Source organism: Streptomyces sp. NPDC006140, assembly GCF_040628815.1.
Lineage (GTDB): Bacteria > Actinomycetota > Actinomycetes > Streptomycetales > Streptomycetaceae > Streptomyces.
On record NZ_JBEXTS010000009.1, the window covers coordinates 160,247 to 185,587 of the forward strand.

Below are 25,341 nucleotides of genomic sequence, written 5' to 3' on the forward strand. Positions count from 1 at the left end.
AGCACCGGTCCGCCGCAGGGTCCGGCCCCGCCGCCTCGTTCGAGGTGGCGGGGCCGGACCCGTTCTCAGGGCACCGAGAGCAGGTCCGGTGTCGGGTGGATGTCCGGCGGGTCGTAGTACAGCGCGAGGTTGCGGGCCCACACGGCGTCCGGACCGGCCGCTTCGGGATCGGCTCCGCTCGCCCGCAGGTCCCGCAGGGTGCCGGAAGAAAGCACTGTTCCAGGTCAGCGTGACCGAGATCGCCGCCTTGGCCTCGCCGTCCGCGAGCAGGGCGACGGCCTTGCCGGGCTTCACCGCCAGTCCGACGCCGAAGGCGGCGCTGACCTGGTCCGGCCGCACGTCACGGGCCGCCCGCAGGACGGCGGCGCCGACTCCGCCGACCAGTTCGTTCGGCTCCCGCGCGGGTGGGGGAAAGCGCGCGGTACGGCCGGGGCACCGGGCCGCATAACCTGGAGAGGTACGAAACGCGGCCCCAGGCCCAGCCCCAGGAGAACACCCGTGTACTTCACCGACCGAGGCATCGAGGAACTCGAGAAGCGGCGCGGCGAGGAGGAGATCACCTTCGAGTGGCTCGCCGAGCAACTGCGCACGTTCGTCGATCTCAACCCCGACTTCGAGGTACCGGTGGAGCGACTGGCGACGTGGCTGGCGCGGTTGGATGACGAGGACGACGAGTAGGGGACGAGTAGGGGACGAGTTGGGGGTGGCGGGGTCGGGGGGGGCGACCTGGTCGGGCATCGGCCCGGTGCCCGACCCCTTCATGTGCCGCGGCCGGGCCCGGGGTTGACGTGTGCCGACTGAGTTGGGCGCCGACTGGGCCGGGTGGCTGGCAGGTCGGGTGTCGGCCTGGCCGGATGCCGACGTGGCCCGGTGCCGGCCGCGCCCGGTGATCCGCAACCCCCGGTGATCCGCAGCCCCCGGTGATCCGCAGCCCCCGATGATCCGCAGCCCCCGATGATCCGCAGCCACCGGTGATCCGCATCCCCCGGTGATCCGCAGCGCCGGATGACCGGCCCTCGGCCCTCCGCCGAGGCGCCGCAGGCGTCAGTCGCGCGGATGCGCGAGGCCGTAGGCCAGTCCCCACGCACCGTGGGCCAGGAGCAGTGCCCCGGTCATGAGCCAGCCGCCGCTGTGCCGCCGCAGCCCCCACGCCACGAGCGGTACGCCCGCGGCCAGCTGCGCGAGGGCCAGGGCACGGGCCCGGGGGCCGCCGGTCCAGGGCATCCAGGGGCCGAGGCGGCTGTGCTCGACGGTGCCGCGTTCGGCGACCGCCTCCCGCCAGCCCGGCCACTCGACCGGGAGGCTGTCCGGCTGGAGCCGCGCGGCTTCCCGGAGGCGCTGGGCGGGTTCCCCGGGTGCCAGCCCGGGCGGCAGTGAGACGCCCACGCGCGCGAGGACCGCGAGCAGACCGCGCAGGCGGGTACGGGCGTCGGCCGCGGTGTCGGGTTTCGTGAGCTGGTCGAGAGCCTGGAGGTCCAGGACGGGGTCGAGACCCACGCGCGCGGCGAAGGTCCGCATCGCCTCGTCCTCCCCCGCCGGGACACCGCTGGTGAGCCAGACGAACCCGACCGGGCGGCGGAAGCCGGACGCCAGCGTGTAGCCCGCGTGGTCGGCGTCCCACCAGAGGGCGAGGACGGGCCAGGGCGCACCGACGGCGAGGGCCGTGGCCCAGCCGGTGACGACACGGTCGACGGGCTCGGCGCCGTCGCGCCAGGGCCGGCCCTCGGGGACGAGCACGCTCCAGTCGTCGCCCGCCCGGGTGAGCTGCATGGGTTCGCGCAGCAGGTGGGCGACGGGGGCGACGGCCCCGGGCGCCGCCCGGCACAGCAGCAGTGCCCCGGGCCCGGGACCTGCGGAGGCGGCTTCCGTCATGGTCACACGCTAGGGCGAATCACCCACCTTTGAGCACTTTTGGCGGCCCAGTCATCCCCAAAACGGGTGTCTTGACTTTCCGGGCCCGCGATATATCGTGATTGAAGCAGACGCGATATGGCGCGTCGAGTCGGGGAGGTCTGCACCATGTCCGAGTGGTCCGTCACGGAACCGAGGAAGCTCACCTTCGACGAGCCCGTGAGCACACTCCACGTACGCCTCGTCAACGGAACGGTGAACGTGGTGGGCACGGACGAGGGTTCCGCCCGCCTGGAGATCTCGGAGATCGAGGGCCCTCCCCTGGTGGTGACACAGCAGGACGGCACCCTCACGGTCGCCTACGAGGACCTGCCCTGGAAGGGCTTCCTCACCTGGCTGGACCGCAAGGGCTGGCGCCGCAGCGCGGTGGTCTCCCTGGCCGTCCCGGCCGGGACCCGGGTGGAGGTGGGTGTGGTCGGCGCGGCAGCCGTGGTCTCCGGGATCGACGGCCCGTCGACGATCAAGGGGGTCACGGGCGACACCACCCTCGTGGGCCTCTCCGGCCCGGTTCGCGCCAAGACCGTCTCCGGCAGCCTGGAGGCCCAGGACGTGACCGGCGACCTCCGGTTCCAGTCCGTCTCCGGCGACCTCACGGTGGTCGAGGGCTCCGGCCCCTCCGTGCAGGCCGACTCGGTCAGCGGCTCCATGATCGTCGACCTCGACCCGGACGGCCCCACGGACGTGCGGCTGAACAGCGTCTCGGGCGAGATCGCGATCCGGCTCCCCCACCGGGCGGACGCGGAGGTCGAGGCCAACACGGCGAGCGGTGCCATCTCCAACGCCTTCGACGGCCTGCGGGTGCGCGGCCAGTGGGGCGCCCACAAGATCACCGGCCGCCTCGGCGCGGGCACCGGCAAGCTGCGGGCCACCACCGTCTCCGGCTCCATCGCCCTGCTGCGCCGACCGGCCGACGAGGACGAGGCCGACGCACCCCGGGAGGCACGCCCCGCCACCGATACACCCCAGGACGCACACCCCGGCACCGACGACCCAGCGGCACCCCCGGACAGCAGCCCGCGGGACGACTCGGGAGACAATTCCGTCTCCGGCCCGGGCGATGGCGCCACCAGCGCCCCGGCCGACGGCACGACCGACAAGAAGGTGCTCTGACATGCCCCCCGTCTTCGCCCATGGCCGCCTCCGGCTCTACCTGCTGAAGCTGCTGGACGAGGCTCCCCGACACGGCTACGAGGTGATCCGCCTCCTGGAGGAGCGCTTCCAGGGGCTGTACGCACCGTCGGCGGGCACGGTCTACCCGCGCCTGGCCAAGCTGGAGGCGGAGGGCCTGGTCACCCACACCACCGAGGGCGGCCGCAAGGTGTACTCGATCACGGACGCGGGCCGCGCCGAACTGGCCGACCGCAGCGGCGAGCTGGCCGACCTGGAGCTGGAGATCCGGGAGTCGGTCGCGGAGCTGGCCGCCGAGATCCAGGCCGACGTACGCGGAGCCGCGGGCGACCTGCGCCGCGAGATGCGCGCCGCGGCGACCGAAGCCCGCCGGGGCAACGGCACCGGACCCCCCGGCGCGGAGGGCACCCCGTACGGCGACTTCTCCTCGTACGGCGACAAGGAGACCTGGCGCATCGCCAAGGAGGAGATGCGCCGCGCCCGGCAGGAGTGGAAGGAGCAGGCCCGGCGCGCCAAGGACGAGAGCCGCCGCGCCCGCGAGGAAGCCCAGCGGGCCCGCCGCCAGGCGAAGGAGGCCCAGGAGCAGGCCCGCGCCCAGGCCCAGGAGCAGGTGCAGCGCATCGCCCGCCGGGTCCAGGAACAGGTGCAGGACCACTTCGCCCGCGGCGACTGGCCGACGGGCCTGCGCGAGGGCCTGAGCGAACTGGCCAAGGAGATGGGCGAGTTCGGCAAGGACTACGGCAAGGAGTTCGGCTTCGACTGGACCGGCACGGGCAGCGGCACGGCGGCGGGCAAGCCGGCACCGGAGCCGGCCGGCTCACAGCCCGCGGAGGGCTTCCCAGCCTCCTACGAACCGGCCTGGGCCCACGAGGACGCCGCAGACTCCACCGGCGACCCCGCCCGCGACCTCGACCGCCTCCTCGACCGCTTCCGGGACGACATCCGCGACGCGGCCCGCGACCACGGCGTCACCTCCGACCAGCTGCGTGACGCCCGCCGCCACCTGTCGACGGCGGCGGCCCACATAGGGGCGCTCCTGCGCACCCCGAAGCAGTAGGAGACCCCGGCTCATCCGGCCTTGGCCTCGCCACCGCCGCCGTACAGCACCCGCACCAGGGACTCGTACGTCACCCCGTGGTCGGCGAGGACCTCGGCCGGCACGCCGGGGCGCATGGTCAGGGCGAGCAGGATGTGCTCGTCACCGATGTGCCGGTCCCGCTGCGCGAGAGCCACCCGCAGCGACCTCTCCAGCACGTCCTTGGCGCCCCGCCCGAAGGAGGAACGTCCCGACCACCACCGCTTGTCCGTGCGGTCGCCGGACATCGCCCCGACCCCGTGCACCTCCTCCACCCGGGCGACGATCTCCGCCACGTCGATCCCCAGCCCGGCGAGCGCGTCGCTCTCGGCCCGGGACAGCCCGGCCCGCCTCCGCGCCTCGCGCAGCGCCTCCCGCACGGACTCCTTGCCCTCACCGAGCCCCGAAGCCGCGAGTGCGAAGGCCCCACGACTGCCGTCCCGATCGAGGACGGCGAGCAGCAGATGCTCCGGCTCCACACACTGCCCGCCCCCACCACCCCCCTCCACGTACTCGAACGCGCTCTTCACCACATCCCGGGCATCTTTCGTGAACCGCTCGAACATCAATGCCTCCCGTACTTCTTGTGCACGGCCTGCCTGCTCACACCGAGTTCGCCGGCGATCTCCTGCCACGACCAGCCCTGGTTGCGCGCATTGCGCACCTGAACGGCTTCCAGTTGCTCCAGCAGCCTGCGCAGCGCGGCGACGGCCCGCAGGCCGACCCGCGGATCACGGTCACCGGCACGCTCGGCCAGATCGGTTGCTTCGGTCATGACGTCAACCTACGTTGACAAACCCCGTGTGTCAACCACAGTTGACACGCCAACGGCCGGCCCGAATCCGGACCGGCCGTTCGACTCACACACACCGCACCTCAGGGATTGGTCAGCACGACCTTCCCGAACTGCTCACCCGAAGCGAGCCGCTCGAAGCCCTCACGCGCACGGTCCATGGGCAGGACCTCGTCGATGACGGGCCGCACACCGGTGGCGGCACAGAAAGCAAGAAGATCCTCCAGCTCGTCCTTGGTCCCCATGGTGGACCCGACGACCTTGAGCTCCAGGAAGAAGATCCGGGTCAGCTCGGCGTGCGAGGGCCGGTCGCCACTGGTGGCACCGGAAATCACCAGAGTGCCGCCGGGCTTCAGCGACTTCACGGAATGCGACCAGGTGGCGGCACCCACGGTCTCGATCACGGCGTCGACCCGCTGCGGCAGCCGCGCCCCGGCCTCCAGCGCCTCCACGGCCCCCAGCTCCAGGGCCCGCTTCCGCTTGGCCTCGTCCCGGCTGGTGGCGAAGACCCGGAGCCCGGCGGCCTTCCCCAGCACGATGGCGGCCGTGGCGACACCACCGCCGGCGCCCTGCACCAGCACCGAGTCACCGGGCCGCACCCCCGCGTTGGTGAACAGCATCCGGTACGCGGTCAGCCAGGCCGTGGGCAGACAGGCGGCCTCCTCGAAGGAGAGCTCCTTGGGCTTGGGCAGGATGTTCCAGGTCGGCACGGCGACCTGCTCCGCGAAGGTGCCCTGGTAGCGCTCGGTCAGGATGGAACGGGGTTCCTTCGGGCCGACCCCGTGCCCGCTCTGTCCGATCACGGAGTGCAGGACGACCTCGTTGCCGTCCTCGTCGACACCGGCGGCGTCACAGCCGAGGATCATCGGCAGCTTGTCCTCTGCGAGGCCTACACCGCGCAGGGACCAGAGGTCGTGGTGGTTGAGGGAGGCGGCCTTGACCGTGACGGCGCTCCAGCCGGGGCGGACCTCGGGAGCCGGGCGCTCCCCCAACTCCAGGCCGGACAGCGGCTGGTCGCGGTCGATTCGGGCGGCGTAGACAGCGAACATGACCTTGACGATAGGTTCCCCGACGAACCGAAGGAACCATACGGGCCTGTGAGACACACCCTCTTGCCAGGAGCGGGACACCGCTGCTGAGGCCGGGTGGGCCCGCAGCTAGGGCGGCTGAGCGGCAGCCACGACGCGCCCGCACCCGCCGGACCACGGAAGGGGACGTGTCGGGGGGTGTCCGCCCGCAGCGGTTGGCGCGTCAACGCCAGTCAGTCGGTAAGTAGGTCCATCGCGCCGTTCCGAGGACGGACACCCCCCGGCGCGGCCCCGACCCACCCCCCGGCGTCAGGCGAAGACGCGCACCCCCACCACCCGCACAGGCCCCCCGGAACCACCCGAACAGCCGATCCCCCCGGCAAAGAAATGACCCCGCCCGAACCAGCCCGGACGGGGCCACCTCACACAACAACCGGCAACGTCAGCGCCGAGCCACACCCTCGGCCCGAGCAGCCGCCGCCACCGCCGCCGTCACCGCAGGCGCGACCCGCTCGTCGAACGGCGACGGGATGACGTAGTCGGCCGCGAGGTCGTCCCCGACCACGGCCGCCAGCGCCTCCGCGGCGGCCAGCTTCATCCCCTCGGTGATCCGGGAGGCCCGCACCTGCAGCGCCCCCGCGAAGATCCCCGGAAACGCCAGCACGTTGTTGATCTGGTTCGGGAAGTCCGACCGCCCGGTGGCGACCACCGCCGCGTACTTGTGCGCGACCTCGGGATGCACCTCCGGGTTCGGGTTCGCCATGGCGAAGACGAACGCACCCTCGGCCATGGACGCGACCGCGGACTCCGGCACGGTCCCTCCCGAGACCCCGATGAACACATCGGCCCCGGCCAGCGCCGCCTCCAGCGACCCGCTGATCCCCGCCTTGTTCGTGAACCCGGCCAGCTCCCGCTTCACCGGCGTGAGGTCGTCCCGGTCCGCCGACACGACACCCTTGCGGTCGGCCACCGCGACATCCCCGATCCCGGCCTCGACCAGCATCTTCGCGATGGCGACACCCGCCGCACCAGCGCCGGAGATGACGGCCCGCAGGTCCCCGACCGCCCGCCCGCTCAGCCGCGCGGCGTTCCGCAGGGCGGCCAGCGTCACGACCGCCGTACCGTGCTGGTCGTCGTGGAAGACCGGAATGTCCAGCCGCTCCTGCAGCTTCCGCTCGATCTCGAAGCACCGCGGCGCCGAGATGTCCTCCAGGTTGACCCCGCCGAACGACGGCGCGAGCCGCACCACCGTCTCGACGATCTCGTCGACGTCCGTGCAGTTCAGCGCGATGGGGACCGCGTCCACGCCGCCGAACTGCTTGAACAGAATCGCCTTGCCCTCCATCACGGGGAGGGAGGCCTCGGGCCCGATGTCACCGAGCCCCAGCACGGCCGTACCGTCCGTCACGACGGCGACGACCGACGACTTCCACGTGTAGTCGTGCACCAGCTCCGGCTGCTCGGCGATCGCGCTGCACACCTTCGCGACGCCGGGCGTGTACGCCAGGGACAGGTCGTCCTTGTCACGGACCGGCACGGTGGCCTGCACGGCCATCTTGCCGCCGCGGTGCAGCGCGAACGCCGGGTCGAAGGAGTCGAGGGGCTCCGCACCGCCCTCGCCGCCCGTATCTCCGGTCTTGCTCTCGCTGCGAGGATTGACGATCTCCGCTGCCACTTGGTTCTACCCCTTAGATCTTCTTCGGTTTGAGGGTGGCCACTCCTGGTGAGGGGTGGGCGGGACCGCGTACGGCCATGGTCGTGCTGTGTACGTGATACGTACGGGCGCGTACGCGACGGGCGCGCCGCACACGCGCCCTGAGCCCCGGATGAGGGGTGTAAAGACCCTTCTTACCGGACGGACGCCGCCGACGACGAGTCCATAACGCGAAGGTCACATGCCGGCGCCCTGACTCTTCGTCCAAAATCAGGACAAGGCCTGGACAAACCATCGACAACCGCTCATGCGTCGGCGAAGCCCTCGGCCCCCGTCTCGAAATCCCGGGATATGCCGAAGATCTTCCGGCCGGAAGGAATGATTCCCACAGAAGGTCCGGCCGTGATGTACCGGAGTGGTGCGGTTCGGGGGTCGCCCGTTATCCGATTTTGACATGGCTGGCCCCCAGAATGGCGCAGTCCGAATGGCAAGATGCCGTAATCACACGAGGTCGCGACACTCGAAGACGTGTGTTCTCGTCGACCCACGGCACTGCCGAACCTCGGCAGTCCACGGCACTGCCGACCCCTCGGCAGTCCACGGCACTGCCGGCACCGCCGGCAGTCCAGGCGCTGCCGAACCCATCGGCGGCGTCCCGCCCCATCGGCAACTCCACCCATCCGCCGGAGGAACCCACCATGACCGCAAGCTCCACCCGTCGTACGACCGCCGCCCGCTCCCGGCTAGCAGCGGTCGGTGCGATCGCGGTCGCAGGCGCGCTGATGCTCACCGGCTGCGGTGACCAGACCAAGGACAACGGGTCCAGCGACACGGCGGCCTCGGCCCCGCTCGCCGACAAGTTGCCCAAGGCCATCCGCGACAAGGGCGTCATCAAGGTCGGTTCCGACATCGCCTACGCCCCGGTCGAGTTCAAGGACAGCTCGGGCAAGACGGTCGGCATCGACCCGGACCTCGCCGCCGCCATGGGCAAGCAGCTCGGGGTCGACTTCCAGTTCGAGAACGGCACCTTCGACACGCTGATCACGGGTCTGCGCTCCAAGCGGTACGACATCGCCATGTCCGCGATGACCGACACCAAGGACCGCCAGGAGGGCATCGACTCCGACACCGGCAAGAAGGTCGGCGAGGGCGTCGACTTCGTGGACTACTTCACCGCCGGTGTCTCGATCTACACCAAGAAGGGCGACGACCAGGGCATCAAGACCTGGTCCGACCTGTGCGGCAAGAAGATCGTGCTGCAGCGCGGCACGGTCTCCGAGGACCTTGCCAAGGCCGAGTCGAAGAAGTGCCCGGCCGGCAAGAAGATCGCCATCGAGCCGTTCGACAACGACCAGCAGGCCCAGACCCGCCTGCGCGCGGGCGGTGCCGACGCCGGCTCGTCCGACTTCCCGGTCGCCGCGTACGCCGTGAAGACCTCCGGCGGCGGCAAGGACTTCCAGCTGGTCGGCGAGCAGGTCGAGGCCGCGCCGTACGGCATCGCGGTCGCCAAGAACCAGACGCAGCTGCGGGACGCCCTCAAGGCCGCGCTGGACGCGATCATCGACAACGGCGAGTACGACAAGATCATGAAGAAGTGGGGCGTCACGGACGGCGCCGTCAAGGAAGCCACCATCAACGGCGGCAAGTGACCGCGACGCAGCGGCACTGAAAGGCAACACCCGTGACTGTTGACATCGACAAGACGGCGGCGGACACGCCCCCGTCCGGCCCGGAGGCCATCAAGGCCATCCCGGTCCGGCACTACGGGCGGTACGTCTCCGCCGTCGTCGCCCTCGCCCTGCTGGGCGGCATCGTCTACGCGTTCTCCCAGGGCAAGATCAACTGGGACGCGATCCCGGACTACTTCTTCGACGACCGCATCCTGGACGGCGTCGGCAAGACGCTCCTGCTGACCGTCCTGTCCATGGCGATCGGCATCATCGGCGGTGTCCTGCTCGCCGTGATGCGCCTGTCGAAGAACCCGGTGACCTCGTCGATCGCGTGGTTCTACATCTGGTTCTTCCGCGGCACCCCGGTCCTGGTCCAGCTGATCGTCTGGTTCAACCTGGGCCTGGTCTTCGAGTACATCAACCTCGGGCCGTTCTACAAGGACGAGTGGTCGGACTTCATGACCCCGTTCCTGACGGCGCTGCTGGGCCTCGGCCTCAACGAGGCCGCGTACATGGCGGAGATCTGCCGGGCCGGTCTGCTCTCGGTCGACGAGGGCCAGACCGAGGCGTCGCACGCGCTGGGCATGAGCCACACCAGGACGCTGCGCCGGATCGTCATCCCGCAGGCGATGCGCGTGATCGTGCCGCCGACGGGCAACGAGGTCATCAACATGCTGAAGACGACCTCGCTGGTCTCGGTCGTCCAGTACCCCGAACTGCTCCGCGCCGCCCAGGACATCGGCCAGACCTCCGGCGCCCCCGCCGAGATGCTGTTCCTGGCGGCTGCCTGGTACCTGCTGCTGACCTCGGTCTTCAGCGTCGGCCAGTACTACCTGGAGCGGTACTACGCGCGTGGTTCGAGCCGGTCGCTCCCGGCCACGCCGTTCCAGAAGATCAAGGCGAACGTGCTGTCCCTGTCCAACCGCTCGTCGACGACGGGAGGCACCGCATGACCGCCATGGTGAAGGCCGAGGGCGTCCACAAGTCCTTCGGCCCCGTCGAGGTCCTCAAGGGCATCGACCTGGAGGTGAAGTCCGGCGAGGTGTTCTGCCTCATCGGACCGTCCGGTTCCGGCAAGTCGACCTTCCTGCGGTGCATCAACCACCTGGAGAAGATCAACGCCGGCCGCCTGTACGTCGACGGCGAGCTGGTCGGCTACCGGCAGAAGGGCGACAAGCTCTACGAGCTGAAGGACAGCGAGGTCGCCCGCAAGCGCCGGGACATCGGCATGGTCTTCCAGCGCTTCAACCTGTTCCCGCACATGACGGCCGTGGAGAACGTCATGGAGGCGCCGGTCCAGGTCAAGGGCGTGAACAAGAGCCAGGCCCGGCTGCGCGCCCTGGAGCTGCTGGACCGGGTGGGCCTGGCCGACAAGGCGGGCAACTACCCCTCGCAGCTCTCCGGCGGCCAGCAGCAGCGCGTCGCCATCGCCCGGGCCCTCGCCATGGACCCGAAGCTGATGCTGTTCGACGAGCCGACCTCGGCGCTCGACCCGGAGCTGGTCGGTGACGTCCTGGACGTGATGCGCGACCTCGCCGAGTCCGGCATGACGATGATCGTCGTCACCCACGAGATGGGCTTCGCCCGCGAGGTGGGCGACAGCCTGGTCTTCATGGACGGCGGTGTGGTGGTCGAATCCGGCCACCCGCGCGAGGTGCTGACCAACCCGCAGCACGAGCGGACGAAGTCGTTCCTTTCCAAGGTGCTCTGACGGTACGCACGGCGAGGGGGCGGTACGGGATCTCCGTACCGCCCCCTTCGCGTCCGTCGCGCGGTCTACTTCAGGGCGAGCAGCAGGGTGTCCGAGGGTGAGCACCACACCGGCCTGGCCTCGCCGAACCCCTTCTCGCGCAGCACGCGCGCGTGCCACGCCACCGACGGCATGTCACCGTCCGCGTGGTCGCCGTAGATCTCGTAGCGCCGGGCCGTGGGCTCGGCGAGGACCGGGTCCTTGGCGGCCAGCTGCCACCACTCGGTCCAGCCGAGGACGCCGGATTCCCTGGCCTGTTCCATGCGGGCGTGGCGCTGCGCGCGCTCGGCGGCGTTGATCCGGGGCGTCGTGTCGTCGATCATGTGGTCCGCGTTCATGAAGACACCGCCGTCGCGGACGAGTCCCGCGACCTGGCCGTAGAGGTCCGCGAGGGGTTCCCGGTGCAGCCAGTGCAGGGCCGTCGCGGTCAGGACGGCGTCGTACGAGTCGTGCGGCAGCTTCGCGGGCCAGTCGGGGTCCTTGAGGTCGGCGGTGACCAGGGTGACCCGGTCGTCGCTCGCGAAGGTGCCCTCGGCGATGGCGAGCAGCGCCGGGTCGAGGTCGACGCCGGTGCTGGTGGCGTCAGGGAACCGGTCGAGCAGCCGGGCGGTGATGCTGCCGGTGCCGCAGGCGAGGTCGAGCACGCGCGGGGCGGTGCCCACGACGGCCTCGACCATGTCGAGCATGATCGCGAACCGCTCCTCGCGGTCGGGCAGGTACCACTCCTGCTGCCGGTCCCAGCTCTTCTGCCAGGCCTGCCAGTCGGCGGTGGCGGTGGTGGTGTCCGCGTCCGTCATCGAGCCCCTCCCTCGTAATACCCTGGAAGCACCATCAGCTGTTACAAGTGCGCGCTCACGACAATAAAGCCCCTCCGTAAGGACTACAAGTGGAACTGGCCTATTACTCGGACTATGCCGTGCGCCTCGTCAACACCGAGGAGCCGGCCCGGGGCAAGGACGCCCTGACGTCGGTCGAGGCCGTCCGTGATCTGTTCGGCGGCCAGCAGTCGGCGGCGCGCCGCGCCACGGACGCGGACGTGACCCGCTTCCGCTCGGTCCGGGCCCGGCTGCGCGCGGTCTTCGAGGCGGCCGACGGCGGCGACGAGCAACTCGCCGTGGACCTGCTGAACTCACTGCTGCTGGAGTTCCCGGTGAGCCCGCAGATCTCCGGGCACGACTTCCGCGACGACGACGGCCGTCCCCTGTGGCACATGCACCTGGCGGACCACCCGTCCAACGCGACCGCGGGCTACGCGGCGATCGCGGCGATGGGCCTGGCGTTCCACCTCACCGAGTACGGCGTGGACCGCCTCGGCCTGTGCGAGGCAGCGCCCTGCCGCAACGCCTACCTCGACACCTCCACCAACCGCTCCCGGCGCTACTGCTCCGACCGCTGCGCGACCCGCGCCAACGTCGCGGCCTACCGGGCCCGCAAACGCCTGGAGGCGGCCCGGCCCGACCTGCCCGAGAAGACCGGCCTGGCGGCCGAGAGCACCCAGCCGAGCAGCGCCCAGGGCGAACGCCGGCGGGACCCGAGCGGCCGGTAGCGGAAGCGGACCCGCCCCAGCACGAGGTCGTCGGGCACGACGCCGTAGTCGGTGCTGTCGCCGCCGGCGTAGGCGTTGTCGCCGAGCACCCACCAGCCGTTCTCGCGCCGCTGGACGGCCCGCTTGACGACCAGCAGGTCCTGCTGGAAGGGGTGCCGCAGCACGACGACGTCACCGGGCTTGATCCGGGCCCCGTAATGCACCAGCAGCCGGTCCCCGTGGTACAAGGTGGGCACCATGGACGGCCCGGTCACCTCGGCCACCCCGAACGGCGCGGCCGGCCCTCCCCGCTCGGACTCCTGCGACAGCTCCGGCATCACCCGGCACCTCCCCGGTTCTTCCTCCACCAGTCTCAGTCTCACCCCGGACTTTTGTCCTAAGCCCATGGGGGCACTCGCGAAAAGCCTTCCCCCAAGGAGTAATGTCCCCTGTGAGAAGACGATCACGAGGAAGGAATGCTCCATGCTTTCCCGCCTGTTTGCCCCCAAGGTCAAGGTCAGCGCACACTGCGACCTTCCCTGCGGTGTCTACGACCCCGCCCAGGCCCGCATCGAGGCGGAGTCGGTCAAGGCCGTCCAGGAGAAGATGGCCGGAAACGACGACCCGCACTTCCAGGCCCGCGCCACCGTCATCAAGGAGCAGCGTGCCGAGCTCGCGAAGCACCACGTCTCGGTGCTGTGGAGCGACTACTTCAAGCCGCCGCACTTCGAGAAGTACCCGGAGCTGCACCAGCTGGTCAACGACACCCTGAAGGCCCTGTCGGCCGCCAAGGGCTCCACCGACCCGGCGACCGGACAGAAGGCGCTGGACTACATCGCCCAGATCGACAAGATCTTCTGGGAGACCAAGAAGGCTTGATCTTGGATCATGCCGTTTGACCTGCGATTTCCTTGGTCGCTTGGTCTTCCGGTCCGCACCCGGTCCGCAGGCCGCCGAGTACGGCGTCCATGACGGTCCGGGTGCGGTCTTCTTCCCCCGGCCACAGGTGGGCGTAGATCCGCAGCGTGATGACGGCGGACGCGTGGCCGAGGACGAGTTGGACCTGCTTGACACTTGCCCCGCCTGCGATGAGGGCGGAGGCGAAGAAGTGGCGCAGGTCGTGGGTCACCATGTGTGGCAGCTCGACGGGCTTGCGGCCCTCGCGTTCGGCCGTCGCGTTCTCCGCTGCCTGGAGGGTCCTGCGGGCGCAGTTCCACTCCGTCTTCCAGCGGCGGTAGTTGAGGGGCTCGCCTTCCTCCATCGTGAACAGCCACTCCTTGGAGGGGCGTGCCGCGAGGTGCGCGAGGAGCGCGTCGGTGACCACTTCGCCGACCGGGACGGTACGCCGGGACTTGGCCGTCTTCGGCGGGCCTATTTTTCCGGACTGGAGACGCTGGCGCTCGACGCGGATGGTGCCCGCCTTGAAGTCGACGTCCGACACCTTCAGGCCGAGCAACTCGCCTATTCGCAAGCCTGATCCGGCGAGAGTGACGATCGCCGCGCGGATGTACGGCGGCATCACGCGGGCCGTGGCCTCGACTTGCGCGACCGTGGGCGGGGTGACCTCCTCGTCCGGCATGGGCGGGAGGGTGATCCGGCGACACGGGCTGGACGCGATGACCTTGTCCTCGACGGCCGCGGTCATGAGGCGTACGAGGACGTCGTAGACGTTGCGCACACTGCCTGGGCCGAGAAGCTCCGACAGGCTCTTGAAGAGCACCTGGAGGTCGTTGCGGCGTATCGCCGCCATCGCGCGGGAGCCCAGCGCCGGGACGAGGTGCAGCCGCAGCGCGTTGTCGGTGATGCGCTCACCCGCCTCGCTCGCGATGAGCGACTCCTCCCACTTCTTCGCGTACTTCTCGAACGTGATCCGTCCGGCGCGAGGATCCACGTACTGACCCGTCACGATGCTGGCCGTGACCTCGTCGAGCCAGCGCTGGGCGTCGAGCTTGCGGTCAAAGTGGCGGGCGTGCTCCTTGCCGTCGAGGTCGCGGTAGCGGGCCCGCCATTTGCCGTTGGGGCGCTTTTGGATGTTGGCCAAGTGGCTTCTCCCTTGGGTTGGTTATCGGTAGTAGCCGCCGCCCTCGATGTACTCGGTGAGGGTGCGGGCGTCGCGCTCCTCGCCCATGAGGCGAAGGCACTGTTCGTGGATGGCCCGAGAGCTGTCGGGGTGGGCCTGGATGTGCTCGGCGATGCCGACGACGGCGTGATGCAGGCGGTCCTCGGCGTCGCGTGTCTCGTAGTACGCCTCGACGGCCTCATGGACGAGCCGTCTGCTGTCGAGGTCCAGCCCTTCCAGCGGCGGGGACATCAGCTCTTCAAGGGGCAGCTCGAAGACGCGAGCGAAGGCGAGGGCTTCGTCGACATTGATGCGGCGGCGCGGGGTGCCGTTCTCGATGCGCCAGACCGCGGTCTGGTTCATCTTGACGCCGGCCTTGGACACCCGATCCGCCAGCTCGATCGTGCTCCACCCCCTGACTTCGCGCTCCAGTGCCACCCGCGCGGCGATGTTGCCCTCGCTGTAGAGCAGCGGCACCTCACCACCGTCGACCTTGTCGCCTGCCATCGAACCTCCATCCTGACCGTTGCTTTCCCAATTGAAACATGAGCTTCCCGATTTGGCTAACCGGCGATCGTCGAGTACAACCTATGCAGACCGAATTGCCAACTAGTCGATTGGGAATGCATGCGATATCTGACCACCGCCGAGGTCGCCGAGCGCTACCGCACAGCGGAGAGCACCGTCCGCTACTGGCGCCAGATCGAGAAGGGACCGCGCAGCATCAAGATCGGCAAGCGGGTGCTGTACCCCGAGGCCGAGCTGCTGCGGTACGAGCGGGCTCTGATCGACGGCCGAGACGAGTGGGGGCTGGCCTCCTGAGCCGTCGGCGCCCCCGGACACAGCAACGGCCCTCGGCGCGCCAACGCCGAGGGCCGGAGATTCCCCTGCCGATCGCCCATCCCTGAACGAACGAGCTGGTGAGGGGCGGGACCTTGCCCGTCCTGTCCCTCACCGGAGAGGAACGTCTATGGAGGACTCTACGTCCCCCACCACCACGAGCACATCCCCCGCCGCCTGGCCCACAACTGCGGTCCCCGGCGAGGGCATCCCCTGGAGCCGCGGGGACCGGCACTCCGCTGATGCTGAGTCAGGGGACCGTCCCCGCGACGCATCCGGTCCCTTGTCACCGCAAGCCACGGTCCCGATACCCGCATCCGGTGGAAACGCGCAGGCCAGCAGCGTGACAAAGGGGACCGGTCCCCAAGACGCAGACGTTGCACCAGGGGACCGCAATGGGGACCGGGACAACGGCTCCCACGTCCCGCCGGGGACCGACACTCCCGTGGAGCGGGCCGAGAAACACAAGATCGCGGCATCCGATGCCGGGTCAGTCACCGCAGGCCATGAAGGCGCGGGGGTCCAGGTAGCTGCTGACGGGGTCGCGCTGCTGGACGAGTTGCGGGCAGCGATCGGCAAGTACGTAGTGCTGCCCAGCGAGGAGGCGCTGACCGCGGTCACCCTGTGGGTTGCAGCCACGCACATCCAGACGGCTCTGCAGCATGCGCCGCGTCTGGCGGTGGTGAGCCCGACGAAGGGCTGCGGCAAGTCCCGGGTTCTGGACGTGCTCCACGAGACCGTGCACCAGCCGATGATGACGGTGAACACCTCGCCGGCGGTCATCTTCCGGGTCATCGGCAAGAACCCGCCCACCCTGCTGGTGGACGAGGCGGACACCATTTTTAGCCCCAAGGCGAGTGGTGACAGTGAGATCCTGCGCGGCCTGCTGAATGCCGGGCACCAGCGCAACCGGCCCGCCTGGCGGATCTCCGGTCCGGAGCACAAACCCACCCCGTTCCCCACCTTCGCCATGGCCGCCATCGCAGGGATCGGCGACCTGCCGGACACGGTCATGGACCGGGCGGTGGTGCTGCGGATGCAGAAGCGCAAGCCGGGCGAGAAGGTCACCCCCTTCCGCTCCCGGTATTCGGTGCCCGAACTCAACGCGCTGCGTGATCAGCTGGCCGCCTGGCTGGGCCCGCTGCGCGGGCGGGCTGCCCGCATGGTGCCGCAGATGCCGGTGGAGGACCGGGCGGCGGATACCTGGGAGCCGCTGGTCATCATCGCCGACCTGGCTGGCGGCCACTGGCCCGCCCAGGCTCGTGCCGCCTGCCTGGCCATGACCCGCCATGAGGCGGTCCAGGACGAGCAGAGCAGTCTGAAGACGCGGCTGCTGCGCGACATCCATCGCATCTTCGCGCAGGCGGACAACCCCGAGGCCCTGGCCACCCAGGATCTGGTCGCCGCTCTGATGCAGGACGCCGAGGCCCCGTGGGCGGAGCACGGCACCAAAGGATTGAACGCCTACCACCTGAGCAACCTGCTGCGGGACTTCAACATCAGCCCGGCCAACTACCGGTTCGACAAGGGCAGGCAGGCCAAGGCGTACATGCGCAACCGGTTCCTGGATGCCTGGGCCCGCAACTGCCCCGACCTCGTCGAGGCGGTACACGAGCCCGAACACGGCACTGCCCCTGCCCGCATGGCCTTGGGCAAGCCGCCCACCGCCCCGGCGGGGACGCTGCCCGTCGGCCCGCCCGGTAGCCCCGCCGGACCCAGGCGCACTCTCTGATACCACCGGGGTCCGTATCACTTCGTCGCCTCCGTCCCCGCGCAGGTCAGCGCGGGGACGGACTCTCTCGCCGGGACGGAGCTCTCCGTACCTGCCCGCGTGTCCGTACCTGCGCTGACCAGGCATGCGACGGATGCGACGGACGTGACACAGCCCCATCCCCTCCCCATCGGAGCACCACCATGCACACTGAGAACGACACGAACCCCATTTCTTCCCGCCGCTGGGGTTGGTTCAGCCGGGACCGACGAACAGCAGCAAGCTGGAGCGAACGAGCCCCTAAAGGGGCTTCGTCCGCGCTTGCCCCCGCCCCTGGGGTGGCGGAGGAAGAGGGGGCCGGGCGCCAGCGGGCACACGAGCCTGGGGAGGGGGTGAACGGTCCCCGCAGCACGTCTGCCGCCGACAGCCCCCAGCAGCCCGTCGCCGACTCCGTCACCTCACACGCCGAGCCGTCTGCCCGTCCTCAACCGCCCGCCGCCGTTGAGCAGCCCTCGTGGCGTGAGCCCGACGCTCCCGCGCTGCCTGCCCGGATGAACCGCAAGCGCACCACCGAGAAGCGCGACCAGGAGAAGAAGATCCGCTTTACCCCGACGGCGGTCCGCCTCATCGACGCAGAGGCCAAACGGCGCCGCCAGAAGTTCGCCGGCTTCGTCGGCGACGCCGCCCTCGCCGTCGTCGGCAAGGCGGGCATGGTCGGCAGTCCAGAGGACGACCCCATCCGCCCGCTGGTGGAGGCCATCGAAGCGCACACCAAGGCGCTGAACCGGATCGGCACCAACCTCAACCAGATCACGGCAGCCGTCCACTCCGGCGCGATACCCGAGCGCGCCGAGGCCGCCCTCGACCGCATTGAGCAGGCCGCCCAGGCCAGTTACGCACTGATGGACCAGCTCCTGGCGGAAGGGGCCGGTCATGGTGCCTGACGTCTCCACCGGCTCCAGCACGCTCGGCCTGATCAACTACCTCTTCGGCAAAGGGCGGCGCGACGAGCATACGGACCCCCACATCGTCGCCGCCTGGGACATGGCCGGCGCTCCCGACCCCGGCCGCGACCCAACCGCCACCTACACCCAGCTCGCCCGGCGCTTGGACCACCACGTCGACCTGCGCACCCGCGAGCTGGGCGGCAAGAAGCCGCCACAACACGTGTGGCACTGCCCCGTACGCACCGCGCCTGGCGACCGCTACCTCACCGACACCGAGTGGGCCGAGGTCGCCCGCCGCGTCGTCGCCGCCACGGGCATCGCCCCCGACGGCGACGAGAAGGCGTGCCGATGGATCGCGGTCCGGCACGCCGACGACCACATCCACATCATGGCCACCACCGTCCGCGCAGACGGCCGCCGCCCCCGTATGAATCGGGACGGTTGGCGAGCCCAGCGCGAATGCCGAAAAATCGAGGCCGAGTTCGGGCTGCGCCGCCTGAAGTCCGGCGACCTCACCGCCCCGCGTACCCCCACCGGCGCCGAGCGCGCGAAGGCTGAGCGCCAAGGCCAGGAAAAGGCCGCGCGGGAGTGGCTGCGCGAGCAGGCGTACGCGGTCGCCGCTGCCGTACGCAGCATCGACGAGTACTTCAACGTGCTGCGCTCGCTCGGCATCCAGGTCAGGCTGCGCATCGGCCCCGAGACCGGCGAGGTGACCGGCTACAGCCTGGCCGCGCCCGGCGACACCAGCAGGGGTGAGCCCATCTGGTTCGGCGGCTCAAGCCTCGCCCCCGACCTGTCCTATAACCGCCTGTGTGAACGCCTCCAGACCCAGACCCTGGCCGACCGCCCTCAACCGGTGGCGGACCCGGCCGAACCGTGGCACCGGACCGAAACCGCCATCCGCGACGCCAACGCCGTCCTCGAATCGGGCGACGACGCTGTGGCCCAGGGTTACCTGGATGCCTTCGGCGACGCCCTGCACAACCTGGCCCTCACTGCCAACGGTGGGCACCGGGCAGAACTGCAAGCCGCGGCAAGGGCGTTCAACAGCGCCCGTCGCTCGGCGATCCGGGCCGACCACCAGGCCGCCACCGCCCTGCGGGAAGCCGCCAAGGAACTCGCCTACGCCTCACACGATCCGGGCGGACTCGCCATCGCCCTGATCTTCGCCGCGCTCCACGTGGCGCGCGCCGCCGCCAAGTGGCATGAGCAGCGCGGTCACGAGCAGCAGGCCGCAGCGGCCGAGGAAGCCTTCCGCCACCTGCAGGCCGGTTACCGGCAGGCCGCCCAGCCAGTCTTGGCGGATCTCGCGCGGCGCGCACCGCGCGCCACAACCGCCAGCCGCTTCGAGCAGGATCTACGCGCAGTCCTCCCCGACCACGCCGACCGCGTCCTCTCCGATCCTGCATGGCCAGCCCTGACCACGACCCTCGCCCGCGCCGAGACCGCCGGCCACAACCCCCGGCGCCTCCTGTCCGAGGTTGGCGCCCGACGGGAGCTCGATAGTGCCGAACATCCCGCCGAAGTCCTCAACTGGCGCATCACCGCTCAACCGAACAGGCGCGCTCAGGCAGCACGTAGGCAAAGCACCATCAGCGGCACGACGTCCATGTCCGCCGCTCCACGTCCTCCGGCCACACCAGTGAACATGACGCCCGAAGAACGTGGTCGGCACCGCTGAACCCGGTCGGATGCCCTCGCCATACAGCGCGGCGGGGGCATCGACTGTTCTGCCACGGCTTCGCGTCAGGCTGCTTCTGTTCCGCTCGGAGCAGCGGGTGCACCAGTCCGCACGGCGAGCAGCCGCCCGGCCCACGCTCGGACTTCGGCCAGGTGTTCAGCCTGCAGCCCGGCATGGGGATCAGGCTGAACCAGCAGGGTCGCCGCGCCACGGGCGGTGCGCTCCGCGGCCCAGGAGTGGTCGAGGTCAGTGAAATCGTCGTCGATCCACACAGCGGGGGCGTCAGCCAGCCACGCGTCGACGTAGTCGCGCTTCCACAGGTAGCCATTGGGGTGGCTTGTTGTGATCTTGGGGCGCGGGAGATCGACGTGCGGCAGGGGTGGGAGACCGAGGAGCGGTCCGATCAGAGTGGCGGCGTCTTGGCGCCAGCTGGTGCACCAGACCGGCGTGACCATACCGGTGCGGATCACTTCCATGAGCATGGGGCCATGGGCGGGGTTGAGCCAGATGGTGACCGGGTCGTCGGCGCTGCGGCCAGTGGGGACGACGTCGTGGCGGGCGTGAGTGGCTGGGGTCGAGCCCTCCGCGTCGGGGAAAGGTATGAGGACGCCGTCGATGTCGAGGAGCAGGTAGGGCGGGCGCATCGGATTCTCCCAGGGGAGCCGGGGTGAAGGTCAGAGTTTGCGCGCGGTGATCAGCAGGGTCGTGGGCCAACGGCCTCCGTGGCGGGCGTCGTGGAACTCCTGGGCCGAAGTGAGCCACAGGCCGGAACGGTCGAGGTGTTTCTCCCAGCGGTTGGCGTCGAAGTCCCAGCGGGCGATGGGTAGTCGGGTGAGGTCGGGGAGGATGACGTAGTCGCGGCGCGGCCGGTCATCGGTGGCCGGGCGGAGGCCGCCGCGTTGCGGGTGGGGTACGGAGAAGGCGAGAGTGCGGCCGGGCTTGAGGTGCTGGGCGATGGCCGGGAGCAGAAGTTCGGGGGCGACGAGCCCGATGGCGCCGAAGACGGAGTAAACCGCGTCGAACTGCTCGTCCGAGGCTTGCAGGTAGTGCACGGCATGGCCCGCCACGAAGGTGAGGTTGTTCAGCCGACCGTAGTGCGAGCGGGCTCGGCGGACCTGGAAGCCGACGAGGTCGACGCCGGTGACCTTTGCGCCGTAGCGGGTGGCGAGGTGGGCGGCGTTGTGGCCGGGGCCGCAGCCGAGTTCCAGCAGTCGTTTGCGGCGCAGGTCCGGGCCGAGGATCTCGGCTCCGGGTCCGGTGCCCGGCCGGGTGGTCCACTCCATCCTCGCGGGGACCGAGAGTGGCTCGGCAGGGTTTGCCGTGGTGCGTTGTAGGGCGTGGACGTACCAGGGGGAAGCGTGGGCGAGCACCTAGACCTCCAGGAGGTGGAGCACGTCGGTGAGGTGACGGCGTACGGCCTTGATGTACGCGGGGTCGGTGGCCGGGTCGTTGATCCAGCGGATGGACTGCTCCATGAACCACTCGACGGCCCACATGCGGTGCCAGCCCAGCGCCCAGTTCTCGGCGGTCAGCCCGCCGCGCCGGGCAAGGGCGTCGGGGGTGCCGCCAGCGGTGACGTACTGCTCCAGGAAGACACGGAGGCGTACGGGGTCGGGGGTGTCGAGGGTGCCGTGCCAGCTGGCGAGGTCGAGCAGGCCGGGGCCGGTGAAGGCGCGGGCGAAGTCCAACAGCCGCCAGCCGTGCCTGCTGATGTGGAGGCTGGTGGGATGGAACTCGGAGTGCACCCAGCCGAATGGAGCCACTGTGGCACCGGCCGAGCGGGTCTCGGCGGCCTGGGCGATTCGATCGAGCGCGTCCTCGATGTCGTCCGCCTCCTGCCACCGCTCGGCCTTGCGGAGCCGGGCGAGGTGCTCCAGGGCCCTGTCCGGCAGCGTGCGGAGCCGGGCCTGGTCGAGCACGGGCAGGGCGGGAGCTGTGCGGGTGCCGTGCAGGACCACGGCCGCGGCGGTGCCGTCGAGGTCGTCGGCGTCGCGGACGGCGGGGTCGAGGTCCTCCATGAGCATGCCGAGCCAGCCGTCCATGACAGCGGAGGCGTGGACCTGCGGGACGGGAACGCCGAGCGTGCGCGCCAGACGGAGAGCTTGATCCTCGCTGTCGAAGGGCCGCTTCGCGTACTTGAAGATCGCGGTGGTGGAGTCGGGGAAGGTCAGGCGCTCGACCCCGGACATGGACCACACGCGCACCTCCTCGCGCACGGCGGTGGCGCGGCCAGCCACGGTGAGCAGGTTGTCGAGGAGTTCGGCGCTGGGGTTCGCGGTCACGTGGGGGCTCCAAGGAGGTTGAGGGCGTCCAGGGCGGGCGAGAGGTGCCGGCCCGCCCCGGAGCCTGATGTGCGGTGTTACGCGGCTGGGCTCACGCGGTGGGCGTAGATCTGCTCGATCCATCCGGCCTTGAAGGCCGCGAGGTCGTCACGGAAGGCGGCCATCGAGGCACCGTAGGGCGCGACGACGCCACCGGTCTGGTCCGGCACGGACTGGCAGCCGTGTACGAGCCTGCCGCCGAGGGCGGCGTGAGCCTTGATGGACTCGATCCGGCGGTGCTCGTTGAACCAGCCACCGTGGTAGACCTCGTCCAGCATCCCGCCCATCTCGTCGTCCAGGTCGAAGACGACGGAGGTGGCGGCCGGGAAGAACCAGCACGGGCCGACGTTGGAGATGTGCCCGTCCAGCTCGACCTTGTTCAGCGCCATCAGCGTGGCCGCCTCGCGTAGCATCCGCAGGTGCTCGGCCGTGATCTGCGGCAGGCCGAGGCCGACGAGGTGCTCGTCGCGGAACAGGTACGCGTACACCGCGTAGGCGGTGGACAGCACGCGGGCGGCGTCCGAGGTGGACTCGGCGTGAGCCTTGATGAAGTCCAGCGCGAGCTGCTCGACCGCGCTCTCGGTGGTCTCCTGCGCCCCCAGCAGCTGGGACTTGACCAGCTCCCAGTCGGCGACGAGCCACGTGTTCGACTCGAAGCGGAAGAAGTACTCGGCCGGGTCGATGGCGATGCTCCGGCCGTCGACCTGGATGCCGGGCAGGCGGCTCCAACGCTCGTCGAACGCCTCGGGCAGCTCGACCGTGATGGCCGTGGTGTCGATGGTGGTCACCGTGTCTCCGTCTCTGATCGGCCGGGTTCGGGCACAGGAATGCCCGAACCCGGTGTAGGTGTACGGAACTTCGGGGGCCGCCCGGCCGAAGGGGGAGCCTGGTCGCGGTGTCGGACCGGGGCCGGGCGGCTGATGATTAGTGAACTCTTCGTCACGCACAGTGGGTACCGTGAAAGGCAGTTGAAGCGGTATACGCGGTTTACAGCTCTGGAGCGGAGGCGATCGTGGCAGCAGCGCCGAGAGGTCCCAACTCCCGCCTGCGTGACGTCATCGAGGCGATCGGCTGCACCTACGAGGCTCTGGCGAAGGACATCCGGCGTATCGCTGCCGAGAACGGCGAGATCCTCCAGACCAACAAGTCGGCCGTCTCCCACTGGGTGAACGGCACACGCCAGCCGACCGGAGGGACCGGCCAGTACCTTGCGGAGGCGCTGTCCCGCCGAGCAGGCCGCACCATCACCTTGGCCGAGATCGGCCTGCGAGCACCCGAAACAGCGGTGTCGGAGGAGCCTGATCCTGTTCTGGCCGCCACCGATCTGGGCCGTGCCGATGTTGAGCGCCGCCGTTTCCTTGCCGTGGCTGCGTTCACCACGGCCGGCGTGGCCATGCCGCTCTTCTACGACCACGAGGCCACGGCACGCATGCTGCGGGCTCGCACCGGCAGCTCAGTGGTCGGGATTGAGGACGTGGACGTCGTACGGCAGATCACCGCCGCCTTCAGCGCAGCTGACGAACGCCTCGGCGGGGGCCATGGCCTGACAACGGTCACTGCTTACCTCGCCGACACCGCCGCTCCCATGCTCCGCGGACGCTTCCCAAACGAAGCCTTACGGCAAGCGGCCTTCGGTGCCGTCGCCGAACTCGCATACCTCGCTGGGTGGAAGCACCACGACCTCGGCCAAGAAGGCGCAGCCCAGCGCTACTACCAAGTCGGCTACCAACTCGCCTGCGAAGCCGACCCGCGCGGTCACGCCGCCTGGATGATGCGCGCCCTCGCCCACCAAGCCCTCAGCCTCAAGCAACCCCACCACTGCGTCGACCTCGTCGAAGGAGCCCTCACCCGCGGCCTGGGCCGCGTCGACGGCCAGACCGAGGCCCTGCTGCACATCACCCACGCCCGCGCCTACGCCGCGGTCGGCGCGAAGCCCGCAGCGGCCCGCGCCCTGCTCGCCGCCGAAGACGCCCTGCTGCGCGACGACGGCCCCCAGCCCAGCTACTCCCGCGTCAGCGGCCCGGCAGCCGGCACCGTCGCCAGCCACACCGCCCGTACCCTGACCGACCTCGCCGACCACGTCGGTACCGAGCAGCAACACCGCGATGCCTTGGTGCGCTGGGACCCTAAGAAGTACAAGCGCGTCCACGCCCTCACCTATGCCGACCTCGGTGACAGCCTCGCCACCCAGGCTCGCGCCGACGAAGCCGTCGCCGCCTGGTCCCAGGCTCTGACCCTCATGGAAGGCATGACCTCCGACCGCACCCGCAAGGCCATTACCTCGCTCCGCTCCACCCTCTCCATCTACCAGCGCCGCAAAGTGCCCGGAGCCGCCGAACTCGCCCGCCGCGCACGCGAAGCACTGGCCTAAGCTGCCACCATCCGGCCGACGAAGGGACACCAGCCGTGGCTCAGCGGACAACCGACGACCAGCCCAAAGCCCTGCCGCCCGCCCTCGAATCCATGACCCTGCTGGTCGCCGCCGTCATCGTCCACGACAAGTCCACCAACCGCGTCGTCCTCCTCCAGCGCAGCCAGAAGGCCAAGTTCGCCCAGGGCATGTGGGATCTCCCCGTCGGGAAGAGCGAACCAGGCGAGCCCATCACGGAAACCGCCGTACGCGAGTTGTACGAAGAGACCGGCCTGACAGTGAAGCCGGAGGCCCTCAAGGTCGCCCACATCATCCACGGCGCCTGGGGCGTCGAAGCACCCAACGGCTTCCTCACCGTCGTCTTCACTGCCCACGACTGGACCGGGGAACCCGAGAACCGTGAGCCGCGCAAGCACGCCCAGGTTTGTTGGGTCGATACCGACGCCATCCCCGCGGAGTTCGTGGACACCACCGCCAGTGCCCTCAAGCGCTACCTCGTTGGTGGTCCGGAAGTCTCCCTCGACGGCTGGCAATAGGAACGGCGATACCTCTCATGGGCTGAAGGGAACGGCGTTAAAGCTCCTCCTGCACTTCCCGACGCAAGCCGGGCTCGCTGTTCGCCGACCGCGGCTACGACATCTACCGCGCCCAGGTCCGCGCCCGAGGCATCGTGCCCGCAATCGCCCGCGCGGCACCTACCGCTGAGTCGTGGAGAGGACTTTGCGTGGCTGCACGGCTTCCGACGTCTGCGCATGCGCTGGGAACGCAGGGCCGACATCCACGAAGACTTCCTCATGGCATGCTCCGTCAAGAATAAGCTTCACTCAACAACACCCCTAGCACAAAAAGTGACGGGTCATATATAGTTGTGGGTGGC

27 protein-coding genes and 3 pseudogenes are annotated in these 25,341 nt (G+C 69.9%); 15 read left to right on the plus strand and 15 right to left on the minus strand.

The window, feature by feature from the left end; genetic code table 11:
* Positions 1-65: 65 nt before the first annotated feature.
* Together ABZ386_RS23580 and ABZ386_RS23585 are read right to left on the minus strand one after the other, a co-directional pair.
* Positions 66-215, minus strand: coding sequence for a hypothetical protein (locus ABZ386_RS23580; protein ID WP_355726880.1), 150 nt, complete (start codon positions 213-215; stop codon positions 66-68).
* 16 nt (positions 216-231) lie between these two features.
* Positions 232-582, minus strand: a pseudogene (locus ABZ386_RS23585) (CU044_2847 family protein); the annotation flags it as partial.
* Between ABZ386_RS23585 and ABZ386_RS23590 the strand changes: the two are divergent.
* Positions 499-678, plus strand: a complete 180-nt coding sequence (locus ABZ386_RS23590; RefSeq protein WP_028420339.1) for a DUF6104 family protein — start codon at positions 499-501, stop codon at positions 676-678. The pseudogene ABZ386_RS23585 and the gene ABZ386_RS23590 sit on opposite strands and share 84 nt — an antisense overlap.
* 366 nt (positions 679-1,044) lie before the next feature.
* On the opposite strand, the gene ABZ386_RS23595 is transcribed toward ABZ386_RS23590, so the two are convergent.
* On the minus strand, positions 1,045-1,872 hold the full coding sequence (locus ABZ386_RS23595) for a hypothetical protein (protein ID WP_356501890.1): 828 nt from the start codon (positions 1,870-1,872) through the stop codon (positions 1,045-1,047).
* Between the two features lie 147 nt (positions 1,873-2,019).
* Between ABZ386_RS23595 and ABZ386_RS23600 the strand changes: the two genes are divergently transcribed.
* Both ABZ386_RS23600 and ABZ386_RS23605 read left to right on the plus strand, forming a co-directional pair.
* On the plus strand, positions 2,020-3,021 hold the full coding sequence (locus ABZ386_RS23600; protein ID WP_358965744.1) for a DUF4097 family beta strand repeat-containing protein: 1,002 nt from the start codon (positions 2,020-2,022) through the stop codon (positions 3,019-3,021).
* 1 nt (position 3,022) lies between these two features.
* Positions 3,023-4,096, plus strand: coding sequence for a PadR family transcriptional regulator (locus ABZ386_RS23605; RefSeq protein WP_355717653.1), 1,074 nt, complete (start codon positions 3,023-3,025; stop codon positions 4,094-4,096).
* Positions 4,097-4,107: 11 nt separating this feature from the next.
* On the opposite strand, the gene ABZ386_RS23610 is transcribed toward ABZ386_RS23605, so the two are convergent.
* The 4 genes from ABZ386_RS23610 to ABZ386_RS23625 all read right to left on the minus strand — a co-directional run bounded on the left by ABZ386_RS23610 (position 4,108) and on the right by ABZ386_RS23625 (position 7,610).
* The gene (locus tag ABZ386_RS23610) at positions 4,108-4,680 is read right to left on the minus strand and encodes a Clp protease N-terminal domain-containing protein (protein ID WP_351342343.1); all 573 of its coding nucleotides are present in this window, start codon (positions 4,678-4,680) and stop codon (positions 4,108-4,110) included.
* Complete coding sequence (locus tag ABZ386_RS23615) at positions 4,680-4,889, minus strand: HTH domain-containing protein (protein WP_031103307.1); 210 nt, start codon at positions 4,887-4,889, stop codon at positions 4,680-4,682. Before ABZ386_RS23615 ends, ABZ386_RS23610 begins: the two co-directional genes overlap by 1 nt.
* Before the next feature lie 101 nt (positions 4,890-4,990).
* Positions 4,991-5,956: a zinc-binding dehydrogenase gene (locus ABZ386_RS23620; protein WP_355717660.1), complete on the minus strand. Its 966-nt coding sequence runs from the start codon at positions 5,954-5,956 to the stop codon at positions 4,991-4,993.
* Between the two features lie 421 nt (positions 5,957-6,377).
* Positions 6,378-7,610 carry an NADP-dependent malic enzyme gene (locus tag ABZ386_RS23625; RefSeq protein WP_114255255.1) on the minus strand — a complete coding sequence of 411 codons (1,233 nt, stop codon included), beginning with the start codon at positions 7,608-7,610 and terminating at the stop codon, positions 6,378-6,380.
* 677 nt (positions 7,611-8,287) lie between these two features.
* Here ABZ386_RS23625 and ABZ386_RS23630 point away from each other — a divergent pair.
* Genes ABZ386_RS23630 through ABZ386_RS23640 form a run of 3 tightly spaced genes read left to right on the plus strand, consistent with a single transcriptional unit; the run spans position 8,288 to position 10,970 of the window.
* Positions 8,288-9,238: an ABC transporter substrate-binding protein gene (locus tag ABZ386_RS23630; protein WP_114255253.1), complete on the plus strand. Its 951-nt coding sequence runs from the start codon at positions 8,288-8,290 to the stop codon at positions 9,236-9,238.
* A gap of 32 nt (positions 9,239-9,270) precedes the next feature.
* Entirely contained in the window at positions 9,271-10,212 is a 942-nt protein-coding gene (locus tag ABZ386_RS23635) for an amino acid ABC transporter permease (protein ID WP_355717664.1), read from the plus strand.
* On the plus strand, positions 10,209-10,970 hold the full coding sequence (locus ABZ386_RS23640) for an amino acid ABC transporter ATP-binding protein (protein ID WP_114255251.1): 762 nt from the start codon (positions 10,209-10,211) through the stop codon (positions 10,968-10,970). Before ABZ386_RS23635 ends, ABZ386_RS23640 begins: the two co-directional genes overlap by 4 nt.
* A 65-nt stretch (positions 10,971-11,035) precedes the next feature.
* Here ABZ386_RS23640 and ABZ386_RS23645 read toward each other — a convergent pair whose 3' ends face one another.
* Positions 11,036-11,806 (minus strand): class I SAM-dependent methyltransferase, encoded by a 771-nt coding sequence (locus ABZ386_RS23645; protein ID WP_351342335.1) that lies wholly within the window; start codon positions 11,804-11,806, stop codon positions 11,036-11,038.
* Between the two features lie 89 nt (positions 11,807-11,895).
* Between ABZ386_RS23645 and ABZ386_RS23650 the strand changes: the two genes are divergently transcribed.
* On the plus strand, positions 11,896-12,555 hold the full coding sequence (locus ABZ386_RS23650; RefSeq protein WP_351342333.1) for a CGNR zinc finger domain-containing protein: 660 nt from the start codon (positions 11,896-11,898) through the stop codon (positions 12,553-12,555).
* A 17-nt stretch (positions 12,556-12,572) separates the two neighbouring features.
* On the opposite strand, the pseudogene sodX reads toward ABZ386_RS23650, so the two are convergent.
* Positions 12,573-13,019, minus strand: a pseudogene (gene sodX / locus ABZ386_RS23655) (nickel-type superoxide dismutase maturation protease); the annotation flags it as partial.
* Here sodX and sodN point away from each other — a divergent pair.
* The gene (gene sodN, locus ABZ386_RS23660; RefSeq protein WP_003992892.1) at positions 13,018-13,413 is read left to right on the plus strand and encodes a superoxide dismutase, Ni; all 396 of its coding nucleotides are present in this window, start codon (positions 13,018-13,020) and stop codon (positions 13,411-13,413) included. The pseudogene sodX and the gene sodN overlap by 2 nt on opposite strands.
* Before the next feature lie 7 nt (positions 13,414-13,420).
* Here the strand turns inward: sodN and ABZ386_RS23665 are convergent, their stop codons facing one another.
* Together ABZ386_RS23665 and ABZ386_RS23670 are read right to left on the minus strand one after the other, a co-directional pair.
* Positions 13,421-14,575: a site-specific integrase gene (locus tag ABZ386_RS23665; RefSeq protein ID WP_358965746.1), complete on the minus strand. Its 1,155-nt coding sequence runs from the start codon at positions 14,573-14,575 to the stop codon at positions 13,421-13,423.
* Positions 14,576-14,596: 21 nt separating this feature from the next.
* Positions 14,597-15,100 (minus strand): helix-turn-helix transcriptional regulator, encoded by a 504-nt coding sequence (locus ABZ386_RS23670; RefSeq protein ID WP_358965747.1) that lies wholly within the window; start codon positions 15,098-15,100, stop codon positions 14,597-14,599.
* A 120-nt stretch (positions 15,101-15,220) separates the two neighbouring features.
* On the opposite strand from ABZ386_RS23670, the gene ABZ386_RS23675 reads away from it, so the two are divergent.
* From ABZ386_RS23675 to ABZ386_RS23690, 4 genes are all read left to right on the plus strand, one after another.
* Positions 15,221-15,415 carry a helix-turn-helix domain-containing protein gene (locus tag ABZ386_RS23675; RefSeq protein WP_358965749.1) on the plus strand — a complete coding sequence of 65 codons (195 nt, stop codon included), beginning with the start codon at positions 15,221-15,223 and terminating at the stop codon, positions 15,413-15,415.
* Positions 15,416-15,980: 565 nt separating this feature from the next.
* Complete coding sequence (locus tag ABZ386_RS23680; protein WP_358965832.1) at positions 15,981-17,165, plus strand: DUF3631 domain-containing protein; 1,185 nt, start codon at positions 15,981-15,983, stop codon at positions 17,163-17,165.
* 317 nt (positions 17,166-17,482) lie between these two features.
* Positions 17,483-18,088 carry a hypothetical protein gene (locus ABZ386_RS23685; RefSeq protein ID WP_358965751.1) on the plus strand — a complete coding sequence of 202 codons (606 nt, stop codon included), beginning with the start codon at positions 17,483-17,485 and terminating at the stop codon, positions 18,086-18,088.
* Positions 18,078-19,772, plus strand: coding sequence for a mobilization protein (locus ABZ386_RS23690; protein WP_358965753.1), 1,695 nt, complete (start codon positions 18,078-18,080; stop codon positions 19,770-19,772). Before ABZ386_RS23685 ends, ABZ386_RS23690 begins: the two co-directional genes overlap by 11 nt.
* Positions 19,773-19,837: 65 nt before the next feature.
* Here the strand turns inward: ABZ386_RS23690 and ABZ386_RS23695 are convergent, their stop codons facing one another.
* The 4 genes from ABZ386_RS23695 to ABZ386_RS23710 form a co-directional block, all read right to left on the minus strand.
* Positions 19,838-20,416, minus strand: coding sequence for an HAD domain-containing protein (locus ABZ386_RS23695; RefSeq protein WP_358965754.1), 579 nt, complete (start codon positions 20,414-20,416; stop codon positions 19,838-19,840).
* 30 nt (positions 20,417-20,446) lie between these two features.
* Positions 20,447-21,142, minus strand: a complete 696-nt coding sequence (locus tag ABZ386_RS23700; RefSeq protein WP_358965756.1) for a class I SAM-dependent methyltransferase — start codon at positions 21,140-21,142, stop codon at positions 20,447-20,449.
* On the minus strand, positions 21,143-22,054 hold the full coding sequence (locus tag ABZ386_RS23705) for an aminoglycoside phosphotransferase family protein (protein WP_358965758.1): 912 nt from the start codon (positions 22,052-22,054) through the stop codon (positions 21,143-21,145).
* Positions 22,055-22,131: 77 nt separating this feature from the next.
* Positions 22,132-22,881, minus strand: a complete 750-nt coding sequence (locus ABZ386_RS23710) for a hypothetical protein (protein WP_358965760.1) — start codon at positions 22,879-22,881, stop codon at positions 22,132-22,134.
* Between the two features lie 224 nt (positions 22,882-23,105).
* On the opposite strand from ABZ386_RS23710, the gene ABZ386_RS23715 reads away from it, so the two are divergent.
* From ABZ386_RS23715 to ABZ386_RS23725, 3 genes and pseudogenes are all read left to right on the plus strand, one after another.
* Positions 23,106-24,464 (plus strand): tetratricopeptide repeat protein, encoded by a 1,359-nt coding sequence (locus tag ABZ386_RS23715; RefSeq protein ID WP_358965761.1) that lies wholly within the window; start codon positions 23,106-23,108, stop codon positions 24,462-24,464.
* Positions 24,465-24,499: 35 nt separating this feature from the next.
* A complete protein-coding gene (locus tag ABZ386_RS23720; protein ID WP_358965763.1) occupies positions 24,500-25,000 on the plus strand; it encodes an NUDIX domain-containing protein in 501 nt (166 codons plus the stop codon).
* A gap of 62 nt (positions 25,001-25,062) precedes the next feature.
* A pseudogene (locus ABZ386_RS23725) lies at positions 25,063-25,330 on the plus strand (hypothetical protein); the annotation flags it as partial.
* Positions 25,331-25,341: the final 11 nt, after the last annotated feature.

Excerpts from the sequence above, each read along its gene's own strand:
- ABZ386_RS23595 (WP_356501890.1), bottom strand. The coding sequence starts at position 1,872 with ATGACGGAAGCCGCCTCCGCAGGTCCCGGGCCCGGGGCACTGCTGCTG.
- ABZ386_RS23600 (WP_358965744.1), top strand. The coding sequence starts at position 2,020 with ATGTCCGAGTGGTCCGTCACGGAACCGAGGAAGCTCACCTTCGACGAG.
- ABZ386_RS23605 (WP_355717653.1), top strand. The coding sequence starts at position 3,023 with ATGCCCCCCGTCTTCGCCCATGGCCGCCTCCGGCTCTACCTGCTGAAG.
- ABZ386_RS23610 (WP_351342343.1), bottom strand. The coding sequence starts at position 4,680 with ATGTTCGAGCGGTTCACGAAAGATGCCCGGGATGTGGTGAAGAGCGCG.
- ABZ386_RS23615 (WP_031103307.1), bottom strand. The coding sequence starts at position 4,889 with ATGACCGAAGCAACCGATCTGGCCGAGCGTGCCGGTGACCGTGATCCG.
- ABZ386_RS23620 (WP_355717660.1), bottom strand. The coding sequence starts at position 5,956 with ATGTTCGCTGTCTACGCCGCCCGAATCGACCGCGACCAGCCGCTGTCC.
- ABZ386_RS23630 (WP_114255253.1), top strand. The coding sequence starts at position 8,288 with ATGACCGCAAGCTCCACCCGTCGTACGACCGCCGCCCGCTCCCGGCTA.
- ABZ386_RS23640 (WP_114255251.1), top strand. The coding sequence starts at position 10,209 with ATGACCGCCATGGTGAAGGCCGAGGGCGTCCACAAGTCCTTCGGCCCC.
- ABZ386_RS23645 (WP_351342335.1), bottom strand. The coding sequence starts at position 11,806 with ATGACGGACGCGGACACCACCACCGCCACCGCCGACTGGCAGGCCTGG.
- sodN (WP_003992892.1), top strand. The coding sequence starts at position 13,018 with ATGCTTTCCCGCCTGTTTGCCCCCAAGGTCAAGGTCAGCGCACACTGC.
- ABZ386_RS23670 (WP_358965747.1), bottom strand. The coding sequence starts at position 15,100 with ATGGCAGGCGACAAGGTCGACGGTGGTGAGGTGCCGCTGCTCTACAGC.
- ABZ386_RS23675 (WP_358965749.1), top strand. The coding sequence starts at position 15,221 with ATGCGATATCTGACCACCGCCGAGGTCGCCGAGCGCTACCGCACAGCG.
- ABZ386_RS23690 (WP_358965753.1), top strand. The coding sequence starts at position 18,078 with ATGGTGCCTGACGTCTCCACCGGCTCCAGCACGCTCGGCCTGATCAAC.
- ABZ386_RS23695 (WP_358965754.1), bottom strand. The coding sequence starts at position 20,416 with ATGCGCCCGCCCTACCTGCTCCTCGACATCGACGGCGTCCTCATACCT.